Annotated in this window: 25 protein-coding genes; 10 read left to right on the top strand and 15 right to left on the bottom strand. The window is 49.4% G+C overall.

Going from position 1 to position 25,444, the window contains the following annotated elements; all coding sequences use genetic code 11:
* Window positions 1-18 precede the first annotated feature (18 nt).
* A complete protein-coding gene (locus tag GA0116948_RS01295) occupies window positions 19-627 on the top strand; it encodes a hypothetical protein (RefSeq protein WP_089708213.1) in 609 nt (202 codons plus the stop codon).
* Window positions 628-688: 61 nt separating this feature from the next.
* On the opposite strand, the gene purU is transcribed toward GA0116948_RS01295, so the two are convergent.
* A complete protein-coding gene (gene purU, locus GA0116948_RS01290; protein ID WP_089708211.1) occupies window positions 689-1,558 on the bottom strand; it encodes a formyltetrahydrofolate deformylase in 870 nt (289 codons plus the stop codon).
* Between the two features lie 75 nt (window positions 1,559-1,633).
* Here purU and GA0116948_RS01285 point away from each other — a divergent pair, with 75 nt between their 5' ends.
* Entirely contained in the window at window positions 1,634-2,131 is a 498-nt protein-coding gene (locus tag GA0116948_RS01285; RefSeq protein WP_089708209.1) for a metallophosphoesterase family protein, read from the top strand.
* 72 nt (window positions 2,132-2,203) lie between these two features.
* Window positions 2,204-3,256 (top strand): DUF4421 domain-containing protein, encoded by a 1,053-nt coding sequence (locus GA0116948_RS01280; RefSeq protein ID WP_089708207.1) that lies wholly within the window; start codon window positions 2,204-2,206, stop codon window positions 3,254-3,256.
* A gap of 7 nt (window positions 3,257-3,263) precedes the next feature.
* Here the strand turns inward: GA0116948_RS01280 and GA0116948_RS01275 are convergent, their stop codons facing one another.
* Entirely contained in the window at window positions 3,264-3,938 is a 675-nt protein-coding gene (locus GA0116948_RS01275; RefSeq protein ID WP_089708906.1) for an SGNH/GDSL hydrolase family protein, read from the bottom strand.
* Window positions 3,939-4,105: 167 nt separating this feature from the next.
* The gene (locus GA0116948_RS01270) at window positions 4,106-6,376 is read right to left on the bottom strand and encodes an aconitate hydratase (protein WP_089708205.1); all 2,271 of its coding nucleotides are present in this window, start codon (window positions 6,374-6,376) and stop codon (window positions 4,106-4,108) included.
* 259 nt (window positions 6,377-6,635) lie between these two features.
* Here GA0116948_RS01270 and GA0116948_RS01265 point away from each other — a divergent pair, with 259 nt between their 5' ends.
* Window positions 6,636-6,857, top strand: a complete 222-nt coding sequence (locus tag GA0116948_RS01265; protein WP_089708203.1) for a PspC domain-containing protein — start codon at window positions 6,636-6,638, stop codon at window positions 6,855-6,857.
* A 114-nt stretch (window positions 6,858-6,971) separates the two neighbouring features.
* On the opposite strand, the gene GA0116948_RS01260 is transcribed toward GA0116948_RS01265, so the two are convergent.
* Together GA0116948_RS01260 and kdsA are read right to left on the bottom strand one after the other, a co-directional pair.
* Window positions 6,972-7,364, bottom strand: coding sequence for a hypothetical protein (locus GA0116948_RS01260; RefSeq protein ID WP_089708201.1), 393 nt, complete (start codon window positions 7,362-7,364; stop codon window positions 6,972-6,974).
* A gap of 82 nt (window positions 7,365-7,446) precedes the next feature.
* Window positions 7,447-8,295 carry a 3-deoxy-8-phosphooctulonate synthase gene (kdsA, locus tag GA0116948_RS01255; RefSeq protein ID WP_240619106.1) on the bottom strand — a complete coding sequence of 283 codons (849 nt, stop codon included), beginning with the start codon at window positions 8,293-8,295 and terminating at the stop codon, window positions 7,447-7,449.
* Window positions 8,296-8,568: 273 nt separating this feature from the next.
* Between kdsA and GA0116948_RS01250 the strand changes: the two genes are divergently transcribed.
* Window positions 8,569-9,513, top strand: coding sequence for an NAD-dependent epimerase/dehydratase family protein (locus tag GA0116948_RS01250; RefSeq protein ID WP_089708196.1), 945 nt, complete (start codon window positions 8,569-8,571; stop codon window positions 9,511-9,513).
* Between the two features lie 161 nt (window positions 9,514-9,674).
* On the opposite strand, the gene GA0116948_RS01245 is transcribed toward GA0116948_RS01250, so the two are convergent.
* The 9 genes from GA0116948_RS01245 to GA0116948_RS01205 form a co-directional block, all read right to left on the bottom strand.
* Window positions 9,675-10,922 (bottom strand): sulfate adenylyltransferase subunit 1, encoded by a 1,248-nt coding sequence (locus GA0116948_RS01245; RefSeq protein ID WP_089708194.1) that lies wholly within the window; start codon window positions 10,920-10,922, stop codon window positions 9,675-9,677.
* A gap of 17 nt (window positions 10,923-10,939) precedes the next feature.
* Complete coding sequence (cysD, locus tag GA0116948_RS01240) at window positions 10,940-11,848, bottom strand: sulfate adenylyltransferase subunit CysD (protein ID WP_089708192.1); 909 nt, start codon at window positions 11,846-11,848, stop codon at window positions 10,940-10,942.
* Window positions 11,849-11,957: 109 nt separating this feature from the next.
* Window positions 11,958-12,644, bottom strand: coding sequence for a phosphoadenylyl-sulfate reductase (locus GA0116948_RS01235; protein WP_089708191.1), 687 nt, complete (start codon window positions 12,642-12,644; stop codon window positions 11,958-11,960).
* A gap of 201 nt (window positions 12,645-12,845) precedes the next feature.
* A complete protein-coding gene (locus tag GA0116948_RS01230) occupies window positions 12,846-13,283 on the bottom strand; it encodes an RrF2 family transcriptional regulator (protein WP_089708189.1) in 438 nt (145 codons plus the stop codon).
* A 156-nt stretch (window positions 13,284-13,439) separates the two neighbouring features.
* Complete coding sequence (gene dapB / locus GA0116948_RS01225; protein ID WP_089708187.1) at window positions 13,440-14,156, bottom strand: 4-hydroxy-tetrahydrodipicolinate reductase; 717 nt, start codon at window positions 14,154-14,156, stop codon at window positions 13,440-13,442.
* Window positions 14,157-14,199: 43 nt separating this feature from the next.
* Window positions 14,200-14,916, bottom strand: coding sequence for a DUF5683 domain-containing protein (locus tag GA0116948_RS01220; protein WP_089708185.1), 717 nt, complete (start codon window positions 14,914-14,916; stop codon window positions 14,200-14,202).
* A complete protein-coding gene (locus GA0116948_RS01215; RefSeq protein ID WP_089708183.1) occupies window positions 14,906-15,826 on the bottom strand; it encodes a ParB/RepB/Spo0J family partition protein in 921 nt (306 codons plus the stop codon). The genes GA0116948_RS01220 and GA0116948_RS01215 overlap by 11 nt, the downstream gene beginning before the upstream one ends.
* Window positions 15,810-16,631 carry a ParA family protein gene (locus GA0116948_RS01210; protein ID WP_089708180.1) on the bottom strand — a complete coding sequence of 274 codons (822 nt, stop codon included), beginning with the start codon at window positions 16,629-16,631 and terminating at the stop codon, window positions 15,810-15,812. The genes GA0116948_RS01215 and GA0116948_RS01210 overlap by 17 nt, the downstream gene beginning before the upstream one ends.
* A 46-nt stretch (window positions 16,632-16,677) precedes the next feature.
* Window positions 16,678-17,358, bottom strand: coding sequence for a metal-dependent hydrolase (locus GA0116948_RS01205; protein ID WP_089708178.1), 681 nt, complete (start codon window positions 17,356-17,358; stop codon window positions 16,678-16,680).
* Between the two features lie 511 nt (window positions 17,359-17,869).
* On the opposite strand from GA0116948_RS01205, the gene GA0116948_RS01200 reads away from it, so the two are divergent.
* The 5 genes from GA0116948_RS01200 (at window position 17,870) to porQ (ending at window position 24,628) form a co-directional block, all read left to right on the top strand.
* Window positions 17,870-19,126, top strand: a complete 1,257-nt coding sequence (locus GA0116948_RS01200) for a metallophosphoesterase (protein WP_089708176.1) — start codon at window positions 17,870-17,872, stop codon at window positions 19,124-19,126.
* A 148-nt stretch (window positions 19,127-19,274) separates the two neighbouring features.
* Window positions 19,275-20,210, top strand: coding sequence for a hypothetical protein (locus GA0116948_RS01195; RefSeq protein WP_089708175.1), 936 nt, complete (start codon window positions 19,275-19,277; stop codon window positions 20,208-20,210).
* Window positions 20,211-20,269: 59 nt separating this feature from the next.
* Window positions 20,270-20,884: a porin family protein gene (locus GA0116948_RS01190; RefSeq protein WP_089708173.1), complete on the top strand. Its 615-nt coding sequence runs from the start codon at window positions 20,270-20,272 to the stop codon at window positions 20,882-20,884.
* Window positions 20,885-21,134: 250 nt separating this feature from the next.
* Window positions 21,135-23,543 (top strand): endopeptidase La, encoded by a 2,409-nt coding sequence (gene lon / locus GA0116948_RS01185; RefSeq protein WP_089708171.1) that lies wholly within the window; start codon window positions 21,135-21,137, stop codon window positions 23,541-23,543.
* A gap of 32 nt (window positions 23,544-23,575) precedes the next feature.
* Window positions 23,576-24,628 carry a type IX secretion system protein PorQ gene (gene porQ / locus GA0116948_RS01180; protein WP_089708169.1) on the top strand — a complete coding sequence of 351 codons (1,053 nt, stop codon included), beginning with the start codon at window positions 23,576-23,578 and terminating at the stop codon, window positions 24,626-24,628.
* Between the two features lie 18 nt (window positions 24,629-24,646).
* On the opposite strand, the gene GA0116948_RS01175 is transcribed toward porQ, so the two are convergent.
* Entirely contained in the window at window positions 24,647-25,378 is a 732-nt protein-coding gene (locus GA0116948_RS01175; RefSeq protein WP_089708167.1) for a pyridoxine 5'-phosphate synthase, read from the bottom strand.
* Window positions 25,379-25,444: the final 66 nt, after the last annotated feature.

The raw sequence follows: 25,444 nt of genomic DNA, 5'->3' as shown, positions 1-25,444 counted from the left end.
TCTAAAATCCCCATAAACATGAACAGATTCACTACACTCACAGCGTTTGTAATGCTTGCCTGCATTACCTGTGCCAGCACGGTCTTTGGGCAAAAGCTGAAAGTAACCGAAGGCGACCTATCTATTCTGAAAGGGCAAAAAGCCATTAACACACAGTTCACCTACGATAATATGAGCGTAGGTAAATTCCCCAAAGAAGAAGATTACGTACAGTCTAAAACAGCCGATTATAACAAAAAGGAAGCAGGCCGTGGAGACACCTGGGCCAAAAGTTGGGTGGGCGATCGCGTAGGCCGCTTTGAACCACAGTTCAATGAGCTGCTCACTAAAGCCAGCGGTCTGCAAAGCGGAACGCAAAAAGACGCCAAGTACACGCTCATCTTTCACACCTCCTCTACGGAACCAGGTTTTAATGTTGGTGTATGGCGTAAGAATGCATCGATCGATGGAGAAGCTACCATCGTAGAAACGGCCAATCCTTCCAAAGTAATAGTTAGAATTACCGTGCAAAATGCGCCAGGCCGCACATTCATGGGCAATGATTACGATACCGGCGTTCGTATTCAGGAAGCATATGCCATCACTGGCCGGGGCATAGGACGTTTAATCGACAAGGCAATTAATTAAAATATACGGCTATCCGTGAGCAGGCTGTTATTCAAAAAGGATAACAGCCTTTTTTTATGTTTTAGAAAACAATGGTCTTGTTGCCATGTACAATCACACGATCATCTATGTGGGCTTTCACTGCACGGGTAAGCACCTGCCGTTCTATGTCTTTACCCAGTAATACCAGGTCTTCTACAGCATGCCGGTGACTTACACGGGCCACATCCTGCTCTATAATGGGGCCTTCATCCAGTTCATTGGTCACGTAGTGCGCGGTGGCGCCAATTAGTTTTACGCCCCGCGTATAGGCGTGCTGGTAAGGCCTTGCACCGGCAAAGGCAGGCAGGAAAGAGTGATGAATATTGATAATGCGGCCTGGCATACTGCTTACGATCAGGGGCGATAATATCTGCATATAACGCGCCAATACAATGAAGTCTATGCCTGCAGCAGTAAGCAGCGTGAGGGCCTGGGCTTCCTGGGCCGTTTTATTTTCTTTGGTAACGGGTAAGTAATGAAAAGGTATTCCAAAACTCTCCGTGATGCCCCGCAGGCTTTCATGATTAGAGATCACCAATGGAATGTCTACCGCCAGCTCCCCGCTACGCCAGCGCCACAATAATTCCTGCAAGCAATGATCGTAGGCCGATACGAAGATACCCAGGCGTTTGCGGTGATCGGGATAGTCTATGTGCCAATCCATTTGCAGCGGGTTGGCCACGGTTTCCCTAAAGGAGGCTTCAAACGCCTCCCTGCTGGTGTCGCTATGCTCCAGTTGAAACACCATGCGCATGAAAAAAAGCCCTTCTTTTGGATCGGTGCTATGCTGGCTGGCGTCGAGAATATTAGCGCCCAGGGCATATAAAAATTGCGATACACGGGCTACAATGCCTGGCCTGTCTGCACAGCAGATCAGCAGGCGACCGGTAAATGTATAAGCGGTTTTCATGGGTGCACTTCCAATAGTTTAGCATACAAAATATAAAAAAGCATTCATTGTTGTAGGGCATTTACCTTTGCACACATGAAAAAGATAGGCCTGCTTTCAGATACGCACAGCTATTTACACCCGCTGGTAAAAAAACATTTTGTTGGTGTAGACGAAATCTGGCATGCAGGCGATCTGGGCAACCTGGCTACCGCCGATGCCCTGGAGGCGATGGGCAAGCCTTTCCGCGCTGTGTTCGGGAATATAGATGGGGCGGATTTACGTAGCCGCTATCCGGAAACGCTGCGCTTTACCCTGGAAGGGGTAGAGGTATTAATGACCCACATCGGAGGGTACCCGGGGAAATATGCACCGGCTATCCGCCCGGTGCTGCAACAGCACCCGCCCAAATTATTTATCTGTGGTCATTCCCACATTCTGAAGGTGATGCCAGACCCCAAATTGGGGTTGTTACACATAAATCCCGGTGCCTGTGGCTTGCAAGGATGGCATAAAGTGAAAACACTACTATGTTTTATATTAGACAACGGCATTATTAAAGATCTGGAGGTGATTGAATTGCCCAAAACATAGACTGGTAGCCCCAATCTGGGGCATGACCCTGCTATTGGAATGCATATTGTATAAAATTCGTAAAGAAGATGCATGTACACCACCAAGCTTTTATGTATGATGGGGATGCTTTGTGCCTGTAGTTCCCTGGCTGTAGCACAGGAAAAATCATCCTGGTTAAGCACTGTAAATGATACCGCGTATGTGGAGGACCTCTCCCGGCAGCTTACCGTTCGCCTGTTTGAATCCCATAAATATGGTTATTTCAGTGTGTTTGACAAAGACAGTCATAAGCGACTTACTTATTTATCGCACACCCCCTACAACTTTGGTATTGGCGCAAACTACCGTTCCATTGGAATAAACCTGGGTTTTAACTTTCCTTTTATCAACAATGGCAGTAAAGAAAAGTATGGTAAGCCCAAATATTTAGACCTTCAAACCCACGTGTATCTACGCAAGTGGTTAGTGGATGCTTACTTGCAATTTTACCGGGGCTATTATCTGACCGATCCGGAAGGTACCCTGAATAATTATAAGGAGGATGGTTTGCACGCCCGGCGTCCTGACCTGAAAAGTACGAGTGGCGGCTTAAACGTAACCTACGTTTTCAACGATGAACGTTTTTCTTACCGGGCCAATACTATTCAGGTAGATTATCAGAAGAAGAGTGCGGGATCCTTCCTGGTAGGCGCTTCGGGAATGTATGTGAATATGCGGGGCGACAGTGCTATTGTACCAGCCAATACGAAGGATGATTTTATGAACGGATTGCAATATGATCGTGCTAACACCTTCCAACTTACGGTGAGTGCCGGTTACGGCTACACGGTGGTAATAGCCAAACATTTCTTTATTACGGGTGTAGTCACGCTGGGTGCCGGTGCTAATACCAACAGCACCCGCATGATGGCAGACAATAACCGGGAACATGGCTATGGCTTTGCCTGGAATAATATGCTAAGACTAGGCGTAGGGTACAACTCTACCCGTTATTTCGCTGGCCTTCATTGGGAGAATTTTGATACGCACAATGGTATATCCTCTACCAACGCCTACGAAGGGTATGGTACGGGCAATCTTCGTGTGAGCCTTGCCAGAAGATTCAACGTAAAGCGTTTAAACGGCCGTTCTCACAAAGAGTAACCCCATATTATTCTATAGATTTAATAGCATCCCACATCTTTTCCGCTACCAGTTGATTGCCGGTGGCGTTCAGGTGTACGCCGTCTACGGTTAGTACGCCTTTTTCCACATCGCTGGTATTGTGGGTGGCTTCGTATTCGGTGAAGATCTTGCGCAGGTCTACTACCGGTATTTGTTGGGCAGCAGCAAGCTGGCGAATGCTTTCGCTATACTTATCCAGGTCGCTGTCCTGTTTGTTTTCGCCGTTTTTCTTTTCCCCAATGGTGGCCGGGGTAACTACAATTACCTTGCTGTGGTGTTCCTGTAATTTTTTAATAATAGCGGTGTAAAACTTTACAAATTTGTCGGGGTCGGTGCCGGTTCCAAACGACGATTTATGCCATACATCGTTTACCCCTACCCATATTACGGTAATGTCGGGATGCTGGGCCAACACATCATCGTCCATGCGCAGGTACAGGTCGTACACTTTATTGCCGCCTATTCCAGCACCTACTACCTCGTAGTTTTTGTTGCCTTGTTTTAACAGGTTACTTTTAATGAGATCCACATAGCCACCGGGCTGCACGCCCATCTGGGTAATAGAATCGCCAAAGAATACAATCTTTTTCACTTTAGCAGTTTTAAATGCAGCCAGGGTGAGCGCTCCTGCCAGTAAGGCAAGTACCGTTAATTTTTTCATGGTAGTCTTATAATTGAGGGTGAGCATAATAACATAACGTGTAATAAGCCGGGTTTCTTTGTTGCAGAAAGATACAACATTGCGGGTTATTTCTATACCTAATGCCTGCAAAAAAGGCCGGCCCTAACGGCCAGCCTTTCCAGTTTATGCAGTGATGTTAAAAACGGTTATTTGTTTTTAGCCGCTTCAGCACGGATTACGTTCAGGGCGCCACCGGCTTTAAACCACTCAATCTGTTGTTGATTGTAAGTATGGTTTACGGTGATGCTGTCTGCGCTGCCATCTTTATGGTGCAGTACCACGGTAAGCGGGGTGCCTGGCGCAAAGGTGGTAAGCCCCAGGATGTCGATAGTATCATCTTCCTGGATCTTGTTGTAATCTTCCTTATCTGCGAAGGTGAGGCCCAGCATTCCTTGTTTTTTCAGGTTGGTTTCGTGAATACGGGCGAAAGATTTCACCAGAATGGCACGAACGCCCAGGTGGCGGGGTTCCATGGCAGCGTGTTCGCGGCTGGAGCCTTCCCCATAGTTTTCGTCGCCTATTACTACAGAGCCTAAGCCAGCAGCTTTGTAAGCACGGGCGGTGGCGGGTACGGAACCATATTCCCCCGTCAGCTCGTTCTTAACAGTGTCGGTTTTATCATTGAATGCATTCACCGCGCCAATCAGCATGTTGTTGGAGATGTTGTCCAGGTGACCACGGTATTTCAACCAGGGGCCGGCCATGGAGATGTGGTCGGTGGTACATTTACCTTTTGCTTTGATGAGCAGTTTCAGGCCTTTCAGGTCAGTACCTTCCCAGGCGGCAAAGGGGGCCAGCAGTTGCAGGCGGTCGGAGGTAGGCGATACAATTACCTCTACGCCGCTACCATCGGCAGCAGGCGGCTGGAAACCCGGATCATCCACGGAGAAGCCTTGCGGAGGCAGTTCATAACCAGTAGGCTCGTCCAGTTTCACGTTTTCGCCGGCCCTGTTTTTCAGGGTGTCGGTGAGGGGGTTAAAGGTCAGGTCGCCGGCAATGGCCAGGGCGGTTACAATCTCCGGAGAAGCTACAAAGGCATGGGTAGAAGCCAGGCCGTCGTTGCGTTTGGCGAAGTTGCGGTTAAAGGAAGTAATGATTGAGTTCTTGCGGTTGGGATCGTCTATATGACGCGCCCATTGCCCGATGCAGGGACCGCAGGCATTGGCCAGTACTACGCCGCCAATCTGGTCAAAGGTATTGAGCAAGCCATCGCGTTCAATGGTGAAGCGCACCAGTTCAGAACCCGGGGTAATGGTAAATTCAGATTTTACGTCCAGGTTCTTCTGAATGGCTTGTTTGGCCAAGGAAGCAGAACGGCTAATGTCTTCATAAGAGGAGTTAGTGCAACTGCCGATAAGAGCTACTTCCAGTTTCTCCGGCCAGTTATTTTCCTTTACGGCCTGTGCAAATTTGGAGATAGGCCAGGCCAGGTCTGGCGTAAAGGGGCCGTTTACATGTGGTTCCAATTCGTCCAGGTTAATTTCGATTACCTGGTCGTAAAATTTGGAAGGATCGCTATAAATGGCTTCATCCGGGCGGAGGTGTTCTTTCACGGCATCGGCCATGGAAGCCAGTTCTTCGCGGCTGGTAGAGCGCAGGTAGGCAGACATTTTATCGTCATAAGCAAATACGGAGCAGGTAGCACCAATTTCAGCACCCATGTTGCAGATGGTGCCTTTACCCGTGGCGCTCAGGCTGTCTGCGCCTTCACCAAAGTATTCCACAATAGCGCCAGTACCGCCTTTTACGGTGAGGATACCTGCTACACGCAGGATCACATCTTTGGGAGATACCCAGCCGCTCAGTTTACCGGTTAGTTTTACGCCAATGAGTTTAGGCATTTTCAGTTCCCAGGGCAGGCCGGCCATAACGTCTACGGCGTCTGCACCACCTACGCCAATGGCCAGCATACCAAGGCCACCCGCATTAGGGGTGTGGGAGTCGGTACCAATCATCATTCCACCGGGAAAGGCATAATTTTCCAGTACTACCTGGTGAATAATGCCGGCGCCGGGTTTCCAGAAGCCGATACCATATTTATTGGAAATAGAAGCAAGGAAATCATACACTTCTTTATTGGTGTCGAGAGCAGTGTTAAGATCGGCTACGGCGCCGGTTTTGGCCTGGATCAGGTGATCACAGTGTACGGTAGAGGGTACAGCTACCTGGTCGCGGCCACAGGTCATAAATTGCAGCAGGGCCATCTGGGCAGTGGCGTCCTGCATGGCTACGCGGTCTGGTGCAAATTCTACATAGGACTTACCTCTCTCATAAGCAGCGGTAGTCGGAGCGTACAGGTGAGCATATAAAATCTTTTCGGCCAATGTAAGCGGGCGACCTAGCATCTTGCGGGTAGCTTCCACTTTACCCGGTAAGGCCGCATACACTTTCTTAATTACGTCTATGTCAAACACCATGATAAAAAATATATTAACGATGAATAAATTGCACCGCGAAATTAACTAAAATTTCGTTGTTGCAAGGTTAAAAGCTGCAATTGATGGGGGCCGCCGGCCACGCCAGCCCTTGTACCTGCCTCAGGGTGAGATGGTTATAAAATAAATTCATAGTAATATTATTTTTAATATATAAATAATATATTTCCTTCCCCGTCCAGGCACAATTTCTGTAAGGCACTTACTTCATTTTATGAAGGGAATTTGATAAATTTGATATATGAACCGCTTAAAAGAATTTGTAGAATGGCAGGCTTTCGGGGTCTGCACTGCTATCGGAGAGCGCTTGGGTATTGCCACTTCCCGCATCCGGCTGTTTTTTATTTACATTACTTTTCTGGCTATGGGTTCGCCGGTTATCGTGTATATGATACTGGCCTTTTGGGTAAACATGAAGGATTATATCCTTCGTGACCGCCGTAATCCATTACGTTCCCTGTAAAAGCTTCTTCCCCTTTCGCCTTTTTACATCAAAATGAAAAAAGCGAATCGTACAGTACCTGTTGTACTGTACGATTCGCTTTTTTTTGTACATAAGTCGTTTTGTGTCCCTGGATCAGTCCAGGTGAAAATTGGTCATGGCGGTATAATGATTCTGCAAGGTATTCACCGTGAGATCGCCTTTCAGCTCACGGATCTCATCGCGGTACTGGAGGGCGGTATGCTTTTCACCATCGCTCACGTAGAAGCGGATGATAAACGGTCCGCGTTCGTATTGCGCACCTTGGGTAATATTATTATTGCGGGTAAATTTTAGCGCAGCCAATTGCTCTTCGCCAAGAGCAATAGGGAAGAGGTCTTCCTGGTTGTACCAGAATTCCTGTTCGTCGGTTACCACACTAATTTGCTTTTCATCGTGGTTAAGACCGGTCACTACGCCTTGTTTGAGGACGCCTTCGTATTGAGCTACTACGGTGTCGCCTACGCGGAGGTCATGTATTTTGATCATGGGGGAAGATTTGATGAAAAGTTAGCAAAGTTTGTGCCGCGACGGTTGGGAGCGGTGAGGGGCAGGAAGGTTATCTACCCGCTTATCGCTTCACAGCCCGGCGCAATGCCACCAGTTCTTCCAGCAAGGGCTCCAGCAGGTCCAGCTGCAACACATTGGCACCATCGGATTTGGCCTGGCTGGGAATGGGATGGGTTTCTATAAACAAACCGTCTGCACCCGTTGCAATGGCGGCTTTGGCTATAGTGCCTATCATCTGTGGATTACCTCCAGTTACACCGCTGCTTTGATTGGGCTGTTGCAACGAATGAGTACAGTCCATTACCACGGGAACGCCATGGGCCTTCATAATCGGAATGTTGCGATAGTCTACCACCAGATCCTGGTAACCAAAGGTGGTGCCCCGTTCTGTGAGCCATATATTGTTATTACCTGCTTGTCTGATTTTTTCTACGGCAAACTTCATGCCTTCACCACTCAGAAATTGTCCCTTCTTCACATTCACCAGTTTCCCTGTTTCGGCGGCGGCCATCAGGATATCGGTCTGGCGGCACAGGAAAGCCGGGATCTGGAGTACATCTACGTAAGCGGCTGCCATGGCGGCTTCCGCAGCAGAGTGAATATCGGTGGTTACGGGGAGGTTAAAGGTTTTGCCAATTTTTTGCAGCAGTTCTAAGCCCTCAACATCGCCAATGCCAGTGAAGGAATGTACGCTGGTACGGTTGGCCTTACGGTAAGAGGCTTTAAAAACATAGGGAATTTCCAGGCGTTTGCAAATGGCGGATACGCGCTCTGCCACCTGCATCAGCAGGGCTTCGTCTTCGATCACACAAGGACCGGCAATCAGGAAAAAGTTGTCTGTATGATAAGGCTGGTCTTTAAAAATTTGCTGAAGTTGTTCCATTACAATGAGCTGCTTTAATTTTTGCAAAATTAGTTGTTTTCAAGGGCATTGCCTAAGATGCAGGCTTTCCGCCAGGAAACGCTCCTTATGAGATTGTCATGAAACTGTAATGTGAGTAGGTTCTTTTTTATACCAAATACCGGCAAATGCCCTGGCAATGGCACTTTCCGATATAACGCCTGCCGGTGCTAACCACCGGTATTGTTACCGCACTGTAAACACCTGTTGGCGGGTTATAAAATCCACCGGCAAGCAGTTAATATTACACAACCAAGTAATTTTGGCCCACAACAAGCAACTATGAAGAAAGATAAGATATTGGTGATCGGTGCCTGCGGACAGATTGGCGTGGAGCTTACCCTGGCCTTGCGTAAGATGTATGGCGATACCAACGTGGTAGCCTCCGATCTGCGGGAGGAACATGAACTGCTGAAAGGCTCCGGCCCCTATGTGTCGCTGGATGTGATGAACAAGGAAATGCTGCATGTGCTGGTAATCCGTCACAACATTACCCAGATATACCTGCTGGCCGCCATTCTCTCCGCCACCGGCGAAAAAAATCCCCTGCTGGCCTGGCATATCAATATGCAAAGCCTGCTGAATGTACTGGACATTGCCAAGGAAGAAGGGCTCGATAAAATATACTGGCCCAGTTCCATCGCCGTATTTGGCCAAACTTCGCCGAAGGTGGATACGCCGCAGCATACGGTGATTGAGCCTACTACAATTTATGGCATCAGCAAATTTGCCGGAGAGCGCTGGTGCGAATATTATAACCATCGCTATGGCATAGATGTACGCAGCCTGCGCTATCCCGGCCTTATCAGTTATAAGTCCGCCCCCGGCGGCGGCACTACAGATTACGCCATCGAAATTTTTCATGATGCACTGGAAAGCAAGGCCTATAACTGCTTCCTCAAAGAAGATACCTACCTACCCATGATGTATATGCCAGACGCCATCCGCGCTACCATAGAACTCATGGAAGCGCCCAAAGATCATATCAAGGTGCGCTCTTCTTACAACCTGGGTGCTATGAGCTTCTCCCCGAAAGAAATCGGTGCTGAAATAGGCAAACATGTTCCCGGCTTTACCATGCGTTACGAACCCGATTACCGTCAGCAAATAGCCGATAGCTGGCCGGGTAGTATAGACGATGAACTGGCCCGCAACGACTGGGGCTGGAAGCATGAATACGACCTGGAAAAGATGACGGTAGATATGATTAAGAATTTGAAGCAATAATAAAGTGCGATGCGTGCACGGATTATAGAATCGTGTCGCGTAAAAGTTAATTATAAGAGCCAACCATTTACATGCAAAACGCTTCGATGTTATTTCGAAGCGTTTTTGTTTTTATGACAGTATCAATCTATGTAATTCCCTTAGCAGGTGGAGGTTTCCATTTATTCCACAAACCCTACGGCTACCGTGGCATTGCTGAATTCATCGATGAGGATGAAGGCGCCATTACCTGGATTTTCCGTGAAGGTGTCCGCAAAAATGGGCTGGGCGGTTTTGAGGGTAATTGTGCCGATGTCGTTAAGCCCCAGTTCTTTTTTATCTGGGATCACCTGGTTGTTAGTAACGTCTATTACGTGTATAATGCCCTGTACCTTTGCTTTGATGCGGTTTACACCGTGCTGCAAAAGATAGGTCTTGCCAGGTACCAGTTTTTGTTGGTCCATCCAGCAAATGCCCGCTGTAATCTCCTTCCGGGATGAGGGAGGCTGGCTGGCAATGGCCAGGAGGTTGCCGCGACTTACATCTATTTCATCTTCCAGTGTTATTATTACACTGTCGCCGGCATGGGCGGCTGGCAGTTGTTGTTCAAATTTTTCGATTGTCTTTACCTTGCTGGTCTTGCCTGAAGGGAGGGCTACCAGTTCGTCGCCCACTTGTATATGTCCACTGGCCACCCGGCCTGCAAAGCCCCGGAAATCGTGGTAGGCCGTGGTGCGCGGCCGGATCACGTACTGCACCGGAAAGCGAGCGGGGTGGCGGGCATCTGCCGGGTCTATATCTATTTTTTCTAAATGCTCCAGTAAAGTATCGCCCTGGTACCAGCTAAATTTTTCGGTGCGGGTTACCAAGTTTTCTCCATACAAAGAGGAGATAGGAATAAAAACGATGTGCTGCTCTTTAAAGGCCGCGCCGGTAATCAGTTGTTTAAACTCGGCAACGATCTCGTTAAAACGCTGTTCGCTATAATCCACAAGGTCCATCTTATTCACGCACACCACCAGGTAGGGGATGCGTAGCATATTGGCAATAAAGAAATGCCGAAAAGTTTGTTCCACAATGCCTCTGCGGGCATCTACTAGAATGAGGGAGGCCTGCGCGGTAGAGGCACCGGTTACCATGTTGCGGGTGTACTCTATATGGCCGGGTGTGTCGGCAATGATGTACTTGCGGGTGGGAGTTGAAAAATAAATATGTGCCACATCGATGGTAATGCCTTGCTCGCGCTCGGCCACCAGCCCATCTGTAAGCAAGGAAAGATCAGTAAAGTCCAGTCCTTTGCGTTTGCTGGCGGCGTGTATGGCTTCCAGCTTATCCTGGGTGATAGATTTTGTATCGTACAGCAGGCGACCTATCAGGGTACTTTTGCCGTCGTCTACACTGCCGGAGGTGGCTATATGAAGTACTTCCATTGTTTGCGAATTAAAGATTAAAAATAACCGGCCTGTTTGCGTTTTTCCATGGCGGCTTCGGAACGTTTATCATCAATGCGGGCACCTCTTTCGGATATCTTGGCTTCCAGTATTTCGGAGATAATGTCTTCCAGTTTATCGGCATCGGAGACTACGGCGGCGGTGCAGGTCATGTCGCCCACGGTGCGGAAGCGCACGCGGCCCAGGAAAGGTTTTTCTGATGCCGTGGTGTTCAGGAATGCTGAGTAAGGCCAGTACATGCCGTCTCGCTCTATGATAGGGCGTTCGTGGGAGAAGTAGATGGAAGGAATGGCCAGGTTTTCCCGGCGGATATAGTTCCATACATCCAGCTCCGTCCAGTTAGAGATGGGGAACACGCGTACGTTTTCACCCAGATTGATCTTACCGTTCAGCATATCAAACAGTTCGGGGCGTTGCATCTTGGCGTTCCATTGTCCAAACTCATCGCGCACGGAAAAGATGCGTTCTTTGGCACGGGCCTTTTCTTCATCTCGGCGGGCACCGCCTATGCAGGCATCGTATTTCAGCGATTCAATTGCATCCAGCAGGGTCACGGTTTGCAGGGCGTTGCGGCTGGCGTATTTGCCGGTTTCTTCCTGCACTTTGCCCTGATCTATGCTATCCTGCACATAGCGCACTTCCAGGTCCAGGTTTAGCGAGCTTACCAATTCGTCGCGGAAGGCGATGGTTTCTGGGAAGTTATGCCCGGTGTCTACATGCAGTAGGGGAAAGGGTATTTTGCCCGGGTAAAAAGCCTTTTGAGCCAGGCGTACTAAGGTGATGGAATCTTTACCACCGGAAAACAGGATGGCCGGGCGCTCAAATTGCGCTGCCGTTTCCCGCAGGATGTATATCGCTTCATCTTCCAGCGCCTGGGGGAATTGCCATTGAATTTTATTACTCATTGATTATTATTTATCACCGCCGCCGCTGAGGAAGCGGGGTTATGCATGGAAAAGATCATTAAAAACAAAGGGGCTGGTGCTGCGCCTGGCCCTTGCGAAGATATTTCGCTTAGGCGTGCAGGCCACATTCTTTTTGGGAAAGCTCCCACCACCAGCGACCTGCGCGGGGATGTTCGCCCGGCTCAATGGCGCGGGTACAGGGCGCGCAGCCTATGCTGATAAAGCCCTTGTCGTGCAGCTTATTGTAAGGTACGCGGTACTGGGCCAGGTAGTCGGTCATCTGGTCAAACGTCCAGTTGATCAATGGATTGTATTTATAAAGCTGGCGATGTTCGTCCCACTCAATGAGGGGCATGTCGTGGCGATTCTCCGATTGTTCTGCCCTTAGCCCGGTAATCCATACCTTTACCCCTTGCAGGGCGCGGTTCAAGGGTACCACTTTGCGGATGTTACAGCATTCCTTGCGGTTTTCTACGGAGTCGTAGAAGCTGTTCACCCCTTTTTCCCGCAGCAGGGTTTCTACTGCGGCCGTTTCCGGAAAGTATATTTCTATGGGCTGCTGGTAGCGGGCGCGGGTAAGGTCTATAAGGTCGTACGTTTCCTGGAACAGCCGGCCGGTATCGAGGGTGAATACGCGCACGGGCAGTTGATGTTTCCAAATAATATCGGCAATCACCTGGTCTTCCTGCCCAAAGGAGGTAGAAAAAGCCACCGCGCCCGGAAATTGGGTGGTGAGCCAGGTGATCGCTGCCGGAATGTCCTTGTTTGCAAGTGTGGTGGTGGTAATTGCAGTCATATAACTTCCTTTTCAGCCGCCATTACCGGCCCATGAGCTGGCAGTGGCATTGATCAATGGTGCAAAAATACATAAAACCTATATAAACTATAGACTAAATATAAGGCGGGGCAGGAAAGTGGGATTAAAATAAGGTAGCGACACAAAAAAGAGGCTGATCATGGTGTATGATACAGCCTCTTTTTTATCTATGCGTTTACCTCAACCCAGCTTGGGTATGGGTACGTTTTTGGTCAATATATCTTTAAGCGATTTATTTTCCAGCAGTTTCAAACTGGCATCCCTTACTTTGCTCATTACTTCGTGCAGGCCGCATACGGCTTCGTCCCGGCAGTTTTCACAGCGTTCATAATAGTTCAGGCTCACGCAGGGCAGCAACGCAATGGGGCCATCCAGCAGGCGGATGATCTTGGCCAGTGCGATTTCTTTGGGAGGCTTCAGCAGGTAGTACCCGCCGCCTTTTCCTTTTTTACTACCCAGCATGCCTGCGTTTTTCAACTCCAGCAGGATGTTTTCCAGGAATTTGATGGAGATATTTTTCTCCTGTGCAATTTCCGAGATCAGCACCGGGCCTTGGTCTGCACGTTCGGCCAGGTGAATAAGGGCATGAAAAGCGTATTGCGTTTTCTTAGATAACATACGGTGATGGTATTTTATGCTGTATCTACTTTTTGTTGTAATGATGAAGGACTACCGTTGATGATACAGTAAGCCTACAGGGCATATAAACAAGTAAACTATTGACAATCAATGCAAGCCTTCAAAAAGCAGATGAACGAAAACACAAAGATACAATTAAAGGTCGAGTACATCTTTCATCGTGAAGATGCCTTTTTTCCCTTGTAGCCATTCTGCTGCTACTACGGCGCCTGCGGCAAAGCCCTGGCGGGAGTGAGCGGTGTGGGTGATGGTGATATCATCTATGTCGGAGGTGTAGGTAACGGTGTGGGTACCGGGCGTAGGATCTTCGCGTTTGCTCACAATTTGCAGCAGGTCTGCCCCGGCCCGTGCTTCGTTGATCCAGGTTTTTTTCCGCGCCAGCTTGGCCAGGATCTGGTCTGCCAGGGAAATGGCGGTGCCGCTGGGTGCGTCTTTTTTCTGGGTGTGGTGAATTTCTTCCAGGTGTACGTCGTACTGGTGTTGGTGGGCCATTAGTTCGGCCAGGCGCTGGTTCAGTTCAAAGAAGATGTTTACCCCGATGCTAAAATTGCTGGCGTATAGGAAGGCCTGGTGTTTTTCGAGGCAAAGGGCTTTCACTTGCGGCAGGTGATCCAGCCAGCCGGTGCTGCCACATACTACGGGTACGTTGGCCTCAAAGCATTGTAGAATATGGGGGAAGGCCGTTTCCGGCGTGGAGAATTCTATCGCTACATCTGCGGTGCTCAAGGATGCTTTTTCCAGTAGTTCAGGGTTTTGGCTGCCAATGCGGTGGCTAATGGAATGTCCTTTGGCCAGGGCGATGGTTTCAATGGCTTTGCCCATTTTACCATACCCGATCAATGCTATCTTCATATTAAGTTTTCAATTTCGCAGGTGAGTAGATGCGGTGTTGATATCAGTATTGTTGATAAGATGCGTAGCTAGGAATAGGTTTGCTACCGCCCAAGGCTATGCGTACGCTGATGCCGGGCGTCCGGTTATTGATCAGCGTAGGCATTACTTTCATGCTCAGGTCGGGCGATATGTCGAATTGCTTGAGGTGGGCGAATACCGTAGCGTCTACGATGTTCAGCCCATATACCACGATAAAGCCCAGCACCGAGTAGTCTACATATTGCCGGTAGTAATCGCGGATATATTTAAGCTGGGAGGCATCCGGGTAAATATCGTAATACTTGTCTTTTACATCGGGATTGCCGGAAAGTCGCAGGCGGTATGCATTGCGAAAGTCCACAAACTCTTTGTAGTTAAATACAAAAACGCCCACGGCAGTACCCAGGGCGGCATATACGATGGGCAGTTTCCAGTATTCGTGGTTATAGGCCTGTCCCAAGCCAGGTAGCACCACGCTGTAAAAAGCGGCTTTACGCGGATCGTGCAGGCGTTTTTTCTCCAGCTTAATAGAATCTTTATGGGCGGCTTTGGCGCTGTCGGACAATATCATTTGCGGGTGGCGGGCGGCGCTGTCGCGCTGCGCTATCTGGGCACCAATGCGCACTTTAGTGGCATTGGTCACTGTATCCTGGGCCTGGGCCAAGGGGCAAGTGGCCGCCAAGAGTACCAGCACAAAAATGCAACGCCACAAGGCAGCGAGGCTCCGGTTATTTCCCACTGTATAAGTCTATTTTCTCCAAAATACTATCCAGTTCTTCATCGGTATAGAATTCGATCTGGATGCTGCCTTTGCCGTTCTTGCCACGATCCAGTTTCACTTTGGTGGCGAAATAGGAGGCCAGGTGATCTTCTATTTTCTGGTAGGCGGGGGCCAGGTTGCTTTTAAGTGGTTTTTTCACATGACCTTTGTCGATATGGTTTACCTTACGCACCAGTTCTTCGGTGGCGCGCACAGAGAGTTCGTGTTTTACAATTTCGTTAAAAATGAACAGTTGTTTTTCCACGTTCTCCACCCCACTGAGGGCGCGGGCGTGACCCATGCTAATACTCCCGTTGCGCACAGCTACCTGGATATCTGGCGGTAGTTTCAGCAAGCGGATGTAGTTGGTTACGGTGCTTCTTTCCTTGCCCATGCGGTCGGCCACTTCTTCCTGGGTCAGTACGCATTCTTCCATGAGGCGTTTGTAACTCAGCCCTATTTCGATGGCATTGAGGTTTTCTCGCTGCAGGTTTTCCAGCAGGGCCAGTTCCAACAGTTCCTGATCGTTTACCTGGCGTATGTAGGCTGGTATATCTTTCAGGCCTGCGATTTTGCTGGCTCTCCAGCGTCTTTCGCCGGCAATCAGTTGAAAACGTTTTCCGTCTATGCGGGCAATGGTGACGGGCTGTATCACGTCGTGCAGGCGGATGGAGGCTGCCAGTTCCTGGAGGGCCTGTTCATCGAAGTCGCGGCGTGGCTGTTTAGGATTTACTTCGATCCGGTCTATCGCTATCCGTTCTATACCGGTAGCGGCTTGCAGGGCCTGATCGCTCAGGGCGCCGGCGGTTTGTTTCAGATCGGTGTCAATATTTTGCAGCAGCGAACGGATACCTTTTCCCAACGCCTCTTTCTTACTCGGATTGCTCATCGTTTGTTGCAAGTATTTTTGAATCGGAATGAATGGTGGTCATGTTATTCTTTTGCAAGATTTCTTTGGCCAGGTTCAGGTAGTTGATGGCACCTGTACTGGAGGCATCGTACATGATCACCGACTTACCGAAGCTGGGTGCTTCGCCCAGTTTGGTATTGCGGTGAATGATGGTATTAAACACACTTTCTTCAAAGTGTTGTTTTACCTCGTCTACCACCTGGTTACTCAGGCGCAGGCGGCCATCGTACATGGTCATGAGAATGCCTTCTATCTCCAGTTCCGTGTTCAGGCGGCTCTGTACGATCTTAATGGTATTGAGCAATTTGCCCAGGCCTTCCAGGGCGAAGAATTCGCACTGTACGGGGATGATCACGGAGTGAGCGGCCACCAGGGCATTCACGGTAATCAGGCCCAGGGAAGGGGAGCAGTCTACAATTATAAAATCGTAGTCGGCCTGTACGCTGTCGATCACCTGTTTCATGACCCGCTCGCGGGAAGGATGGTTAATCAGTTCCAGCTCGGCGCCTACCAGGTCTATATGTGCGGGCAGTACTTTCAGGTAGGGCGTATCAGACTCCAGGATTACATCCCGGGCCTGCCCGTCGTTTACCATACAGTCGTACAGGCTTTGCTGAATATTGCGCAGGTCAAAGCCCAGGCCTGTGGTACTATTGGCCTGTGGGTCTGCATCTACCAGCAACGTTTTATATTCCAGTACGGCCAGGCTGCTGGCCAGGTTAATCGCACTGGTTGTTTTTCCTACGCCTCCCTTCTGGTTAGCGATTGCAATAATTCTTGCCATTGTAAAATTGATGTGTGTTTCTAGGTTATATAGGAATAATAGTCGCTTACACCTCAATACTGCTGCCGATGGCGGGTAGCAGCAAGTTCAGACCGGCTTTGGAGAAAGCGGTTTTGGCCGCTTCCTGGTCGATCTTTATGAAACCGAAAGTATCGTAATGTACGCCGATTATCTGTTGACATTGGATAAATTCGGCTGCTATGGTGGCATCTTCAATACCCATGGTAAAGTTGTCGCCAATGGGCAAGATAGCAAAGTTTAAGCTAGCATAGCGGGGTATCAGTTCCATATCGAAGGTGAGGGCGGTATCGCCGGCATAATAAAAATTACCTTCTTCGGTTATAAATACAAAGCCCAGGGGATTGCCACCATAACTGCCGTCTGGCAGGCTGCTGGAATGGTGGGCTACCACGCATTTCACCGCGCCAAAATCAAAGTTCCACTTACCACCGGTATTCATGGGATGGATTTTTTCCACCCCCTGCTTAGACGCCCACACCACCACTTCAAAAGACCCTACCACGGTAGCGCCGGTGCGCTTAGCCAGGGTGATGAGGTCTGCCACATGGTCGTCATGCCCATGGCTTACAAAAATGTAATCTGCCTCGATAGTGTTTATATCCACCTGTTTGGCCAATTCATTATGCGATATAAATGGGTCAAAAACAATTTTCTTTCCTTTAATCTCTACCGCAAAGGAAGAATGACCGTAATAGGTAAATTTCATATTGAAAATAATTTATATAACATCCACGGTCGGACAAAAATACAGAGAATCAATAAATGTTTGCTTGAGTGGTATTATTATTTATACACAACGCGGGTGTGGATGTGCACATTGTCTTGCATTTTCGCATTAATTGTCATATAAGCGGGCCATTTGGAGGGAAATGAGGGCGCAGCTAGCAGACCCGGGCGGTGGTTTTGCCACGCTTTATTTTATACGCTGGAAACTTTTACCCAGGCTTGGAGTAGGCACTACGTAGGCGCTGGTACATTTTATACCAGGCATTGGGTAGGGCAATTTAGGCGCAACATAGGCATTGGGTAGGCTTTCACCCGGCCAGCGGTCCTATACCGGTGCCTTCCGCGATCACGCCGGCGCAACCTGGTATATGACGCAAAGTGGGCGGCTGCCAGGCTTAACGGTAAAAATATTCAATTAGAGGTTGGACCCGTTTACGGCTTGGCATAGCGTCAAAGTATTACTTTCGCTAATAGAAAATTACAAGATAGTTATGCGTGGAATGTCTCCCTGGATCCTGATCATAATGCTGTTGTTGGATGTATATGTGTTTCAGGCTATCAAAACTTTGTTGCGGAATGCTTCCCCGGGCTTACGCCGGGTGGTCAATACTATGTACTGGTTTTTTTCCCTGGCCGGTCTGCTCACCTGGGGCCTGCGCAATTTCTTGCACCTGCAGGAGTGGCCCACGGCTATACGCATGGTGGTTACCTTTCTCATTTTGGGCTGGGTAATTGCGCAATTAATCGCTGCCATCTTTTTACTGGTAGACGATCTGCGCCGGGGCATTACCTGGATAGTACGGCGTATCCGCAACAGTGGCCGGCAGGCCCCTGTTACAGGTCAGGGTATTTCCCGCAGCAAGTTTCTCGCCAGCGTGGGGGTGCTGCTGGGAGGCGGTTTATTTGGCACGCTGGTGTATGGCATGTCTAACCGTTACGACTACCGTATCCGGACGCTGAAATTGTCTTTCCCCAACCTGCCACCGGCGTTCAAAGGCTTGCGCATCTTGCAGCTATCCGACATTCATTCCGGCAGCTTTACCAATAAAAAGGCGGTGCAGCGTGGGGTAGATATGGTGAAAGACCTGCATGCAGATCTTATCCTGTTTACCGGCGACATTGTAAACGACCGGGCATTGGAGATGGATGATTATATGGACGTGTTTAACCAACTGAAAGCCCCGATGGGCGTATATTCTACCCTGGGCAACCATGACTATGGCGACTACTACGAGTGGCCAGACCGAGATGCCAGCGGCTACAGCCCGCTCCGGGAGCAAAACCTGGCGGACGTAAAGGCGTTGCATGGTAAATTGGGCTGGCGCCTGCTTATGAACGAGCATGTAGTGCTGGAAAGGCAGGGCCAGCAAATAGGCCTGTTGGGTATTGAGAACTGGAGTGCCCTGGGCAATTTTCCGAAATATGGCAAAATGAAAGAGGCATACGCCGGTACCGAACACCTGCCCTTTAAAATCCTGATGTCGCACGACCCTACCCACTGGGATGCGGAAGTGCGCCCCCAGTATGGCGATATAGACCTTACCCTGGCTGGCCATACCCATGGCTTCCAGTTTGGGGTAGAAATACCGGGCCTGCGCTGGAGTCCTGCCCAATATGTATACAAAGAGTGGGCGGGCCTGTATGAAGAAGGCCGGCAAAAGATCTATGTGAACCGGGGCTTCGGCTTCCTGGGCTATCCTGGCAGGGTGGGTATCTTGCCGGAAATTACACTGATAGAGCTGGTGTAACCTGCTACCCGCCGCCATGGCAGCTATTAAAATCAATGTGTTATTGAAGGCGCGCATTAAAATTTGATTATTTACGGCCTAAGTGGTTGGTAGCCGGCGCAACTGCCCGCTGGAATACTTATCTTGCGTTAAGATTTTGCCTATTACTATGCGGTATAGCGGTTTCCTTGTACTATTTATATTCAGTAGTTTCCATGCCTGGGGTCAAACGCTGGCCGAGCTGGAAAGGGAGGTGGATTCTATGATCCGTCGCTCCGAAAAAAGTGATGTGGTGATCGGTCTGGGATATGGCAACAACCTGGCCTACGATAAAAAAATTAACACCTACACCGCCCAGGATCTGATATTGAAGCCCTACCTTTCCCCTTCACTTACTTACTATCACAAAAGCGGCTTGAATGCAGGTGTAAGTACGTATTACCTTTTTAAAGCCAACGATCAGCCCTGGTTTGAGTGGGACCTGAGTGCCGGTTACGACTATACGAAAAGCCGCCGCTTCCTGGCAGGCATCACTTATACCAAATACCTCTTCACGCGTTCGCGGGAGGATATTATGGCCACCCCCATCACCAACGAATTGTTTGCCTACTACGCCTACCGTGGCTGGTGGCTGCAACCGGTACTCAGCGCGGATTTCGGCTGGGGCAAGGAGAAAGACCCCGTATTTCGCAAGTTGTACAGCGTAACGCATGGACAGGATATTAATTTCATTGCATCCTTACGGCACGACTTTATGTTCATCGATGTATTGCGGCATAACGATGCTCTTTTACTAACCCCTTCGGTTAATTTTACGGCGGGTACGGCCAATTATTACAGTGAGCTGGAAAGCTTCCAATACATGATGCAGAGCAACAAAGGCCGTATGGCCCTGCCCCCGCCACCGGGGCCGTATACCCCGCAGAAACAGGCTGATATTAACACGGGTTTTGAGGCCCGAGCGCTGGACGTAAGCTTTCATTTATCTTACCTGGTGGGGCGGGTTACCCTGGCGCCTTCATACACGGTATTTAAGTTGCTCACTGCTTCATCGGGCAGCGGCATTTCCGGCTACTTTACTGCACATATGTCGATATCCTTGTAGGCCGCTTTTTTTTAGCACATAATTTGTTTCCCTTGTACAAACCATAAAAACAATCCAATATGAAAAAACTCGTTTTCGCCATCGTTTTACTGGTGTTTAGTTCTGTGTCTATAGTAAAGGGGCAGACGGGATTTTTCAAGTGGGGCTTTAAAGTGGGTGCTAACCTTGGTAAGCTGGATGGCACTGGTTATAACAATGCATTTAAGTTGGGTTATCACCTGGGTGGTTTTGCACAGGTGAATTTTATAAAAGGATTTGGTGTGCAGGGGGAACTTATTTTTTCCCAAAGCACCACCCGCACAGTAGATAATTTCAGGGAAGTTTATAACGGCGAAAACCTGCAGAGCGATGCAGATGGAAAAAAAATAAATCTCAATTACCTGAGCATTCCCATTATGGTAAACATACCCCTGGGAACGCCGCGGATAAAGCTGCAAGTGGGTCCACAATACAGCATACTGGTGAGTGGCAGAAACGTCATCAAAGCCTCTGGCGATGCATTCAAGACTGGCGATTTCGGCGTAGTGGGCGGCCTTTGGTTTCAATTACCCATTATTAATATCAGCGCCCGGTATGTAGTAGGCCTGTCGGATATGAATAATTTTAGTGAAGCCGCAGACCAGTCTAAATGGCGCAACCAGGCTATCCAGTTAGGCGTGGGTATTACGCTCTAAATAGCTAACTTTTACGGGTCTTTAAAAAAAGCGCAGGACTGCGCTTTTTTTATGCACATATTATGATGAATGGCATGCAGCCACTACCTTGTAGCACCGGTAACCCACCTGTATTAAAACCACGTAGCATGGGCAGGCTGACAAGTTGCCTCTGGCATTATACTTGAACCACTAGCAGGAAACATAGGTAGATGGGCTACCGGGCCTTCATGGTGACAATTTGTCGTAGCCTGCTCTTTAAATACTAGCGATGAATAAAATTTTTTTAGGTAATTCGGAGGAGGAGATGGAATTTATGCCGATCATCCCATTGAACGAGGAGGCAGACGGTATAGAAGATGATAAGATACCCAATGAGCTGGCGCTGCTTCCCTTGCGCAATACGGTATTATTTCCAGGGGTAGTATTGCCCATCACGGTAGGACGTGATAAATCGATCAAGGCCGTAAACGATGCATATAAAAGTGATAAACTGATCGGGGTAATTGCCCAGAAAGATAGTACGGTAGAAGATCCTACTATTAATGACCTCAGCGATGTGGGTACGGTGGCCCGTATAGTGAAGCTCATTAAAATGCCAGATGGTGGTACTACCATCATCATACAAGGACGCAAGCGTTTCCGCATTTCCTCCATTACAGGTGATGATCCTTATTTTAAGGCGAAGTTGAACCTCCTGCATGACGAACTTCCGGAAGATACGGACACTGAATTTGACTTATACATTGCTTCGATCAAGGAGCTGGCTGGTGAGATCATACAGCTTTCTCCCAACCTGCCTTCCGAAGCCAGCATCATTCTCAAGAATATTGAGAACCCCGCCTTTCTCGTGCATTTTGTGTCGAGCAATTTAAATTCCGAATTGCGCGACAAGCAGCAATTGCTGGAGATCAACAACCTGCACACCCGTGCCGAACTGCTCTTGAAATTATTGCAAACAGAATTGCAACTGGCAGAGCTGAAAAATAAGATCACCAACAAAACCAAGGCAGACCTGGACAAGCAGCAGCGGGAGTACTTCTTGCAGCAGCAGCTTAAAAGCATCCGGGAAGAACTGGGAGGAGATAGCAACGACCGCGAGGTAAAGGAGTTGCAACGCAAGGCAGAGTTAAAAAAGTGGCCGGCTGCCGCGATGGAACTGTTTAAGAAAGGGGCGGAGAAACTGGAGCGCATGCATCCCAGTACGCCGGATTATTCTGTGGTGTACAACCACCTGGACCTCATGCTGGACCTTCCTTGGGAAGATTATACCGCCGATAGTTACGATTTAAAGAAAGCCAAAAAAATACTGGACAACGATCACTATGGCATGGACAAGATCAAGGAGCGCATCCTGGAATACCTGGCCGTGCTGAAACTAAAGGGCGATATGAAATCGCCTATCCTGTGTTTCGTAGGTCCTCCGGGTATAGGCAAAACCTCATTGGGCCGGTCTATTGCCAACGCCATTGGCCGCAAGTATGTGCGGCTGAGCCTGGGCGGCCTGCACGACGAGAGCGAGATACGAGGGCATCGCAAAACTTATATCGGCGCCATGCCGGGCCGTGTGCTGCAAAGCATCCGCAAGGTGAAAAGTGCTAACCCGGTGATGATTCTGGACGAGATAGATAAGGTAGGCAATGATGGCCGTGGCGATCCTAGCTCCGCCCTGCTGGAAGTGCTGGACCCTGAGCAAAACAGCAGCTTTTACGATAATTACCTGGAACTGGAATACGACCTGAGTAAAGTACTTTTCATCGCTACGGCCAATAATATCAATGCCATTCACCCCGCCCTGCGCGACCGTCTGGAGATTATAGACCTGAGTGGCTACAGCATAGAGGAGAAAGTGGAAATAGCCAAACGCCACCTGCTGCCCAAGCAGAAGGAAGCCCATGGCCTTAAAGATTTAAAACTGAAATTCAGCAATGCCTTGCTGGATAAAACCATTCAGTACTATACCCGCGAAAGTGGCGTGCGGGAACTGGATCGCGTATTTGCCTCACTGATGCGCAGCCTGGCCAAAGATGTGGCACTGGAAGAAGAAGTGCCGGAGGTGATGACGGAAGCGCACATAGAACGCATTCTGGGCAAGCCCCGTTATTCCAACGAAATATATACCCTGGGCAATCCTGCCGGCGTAGCCGTGGGCCTGGCCTGGACCTATGTGGGGGGCGATATTCTGTTTATAGAAACCAGTTTGAGTGAAGGGAAAGGCGAGCTAAAACTCACCGGCAACCTGGGGAATGTGATGAAGGAATCTGCCGCTACGGCCCTGAGTTATTTACAGGCCCATGCCGAGGAGTATAACATAGATCCCAAGTTGTTTATGCATAAAGCCGTACATGTACACGTGCCGGAAGGTGCTGTGCCGAAAGACGGTCCCAGTGCAGGTATCACCATGTTCACCGCCATTGCTAGCGCCTTTACCGGCAAGCGGGTGAAGCCTTACCTGGCCATGACCGGGGAGATTACCCTGCGCGGGCAGGTGCTGCCGGTAGGGGGCATCAAGGAAAAAATACTGGCTGCCAAAAGGGCCGGCATTAAAGAAGTGATCCTATGCTGGCAAAATGAAAAAGATATTCGCGACATTAACCCTGACTATATCAAAGGGATGAAGTTTCATTATGTTCGCGAGATGAGCGAGGTGGCCAGCTTAGCGCTGCTAAAGAAGAAGTAGCTACATGCAGGTTACTTTGTAACTTGTGCAGCATGCAAAGCATCTTTTACCGAACTGCCATGTATCGTTCTATTGCTGCACTGTTGCTGGTATTTGGGCTATATGCCTCTGCCGGGGGGCAGGTGCTGGGGGGAAGAAATACTTTTGCTTTCCTGGACCTGCCAGCCTCGCCGCAGCTCACTGCCCTGGGCAATGTGAATGTGAGCCAGCAAACTTCCGATATTACCCTTTCCCTGCTGAACCCGGCGCTGCTAAGACCGGACATGCATAGCCAACTGGCGGCCAGTTACGCCGCTTACTTTGGCGATGTGAAATATGGCCATGCCATGAGCGGCTATTATGCTAAAAAACTACAAACTACTTTTTCCGCCAGTTTACAATACCTGAACTATGGCACCCTGCCCCAAACAGATGCTACCGGTACTATACAGGGCAATTTCAACGCCCGCGACCTGCATGCGCAGCTCAGCGCTGCGCGCCAATACCTGGAGCGCTGGCATTACGGTATTTCCCTGCACTTCGTGAGTTCCCGCTACGGGGCCTATGCTGCTTCCGGCCTGCTGGCAGATGTGGGCATTACTTACCAGGATACCATCCATGGCCTGCAAGTTGGCATAGTGGCCCGCAACATGGGCGGGCAGCTACATACCTATGCACCCGGGCAGGAGGAGCCATTGCCATTTGATTTGCAGGTGGGTGTTTCCAAGCAACTTGCCCATGTACCTTTGCAACTATCGGCCACCCTGCACCATGTATACCAGTTTGACGTGCGTTATGACGATCCGGGAGACGCCGTGGCCGATACGGCTAAAAAAGGAAGTCATGTGGCCGATAAGCTATTTCGCCATGCGGTGCTGGCGGTGCAGTGGAAGATAGCGCATTACGTGGAGCTTACCGGTGCTTACAATTACCTGCGCCGCCAGGAGCTGGCGCAAACCGATGCCAAAGGGGCCAGTGGCCTGAGTATGGGAGTGGCGGTAGTGACCCGTAAAATACAACTGCGCTACGCCCGGTCTTATTACCAGCGCAGCGCAGCGTTCAATCATTTAGGTATCAATATTCCCTTACAGGAATGGATGCATTAGTACGTATATACTTGCCCGTTAGTCCTGCAATTGCCGTTTGTACAACTGAATGGTATTCTCCAATCCATAATACAGTGCATCTGCTATCAGTGCGTGGCCAATAGACACTTCTGCCAGGTGTTCAATGTGCAGCTTAAAAAAGCGAAGGTTTTCCAGATTCAGATCGTGGCCGGCATTAATGCCCAGGCCTATGGCGGCGGCTTCTTTGGCCGTATTCTTATAATCGTTGAACAACTGTAGGTTCTGTGGCTGAGTGCGGGCTTTCGTATATTCTTCGGCGTAAGGGCCGGTGTACAGTTCTATGCGGTCTGCCCCCGCTGTTTTAGCGGCTTCCACCAGGCGTACCTCCGGGTTCAGAAATATAGATACGCGGATGCCGGCTTGGTGCAGGGCGCTGATCACCTCGCGTAGCTGCGACTGGTGTTGAATGGTATCCCAGCCGGTGCTGGACGTTATAGCGTCTGGCGGATCGGGTACCAGGGTGCATTGCTGTGGCTTTACTTCCAGCACCATTTTCAGGAAGTCTTTGGAAGGATATCCTTCAATATTAAACTCCGTTTTCACCACTGGTTTCAGGTCGTACACATCGCGGTAGCGGATGTGGCGTTCATCGGGGCGGGGGTGTACCGTAATGCCATCTGCGCCAAAGCGTTCAATGTCCTGGGCCACCTGCAACACATCGGGCAGGTTTCCGCCCCGGGCATTCCGCAGCGTAGCGATTTTATTGATGTTTACACTTAGCTTGGTCATGGTGCAAAAGTAAGGAAATGTATAACGTGTATACCGCGAAGGAGGGATGGGCTGTATAAAAAAAGG

Source organism: Chitinophaga costaii (genome assembly GCF_900094705.1).
GTDB classification, from domain to species: domain Bacteria; phylum Bacteroidota; class Bacteroidia; order Chitinophagales; family Chitinophagaceae; genus Chitinophaga; species Chitinophaga costaii.
This window is presented reverse-complemented; position numbering and strand designations above follow the sequence as displayed.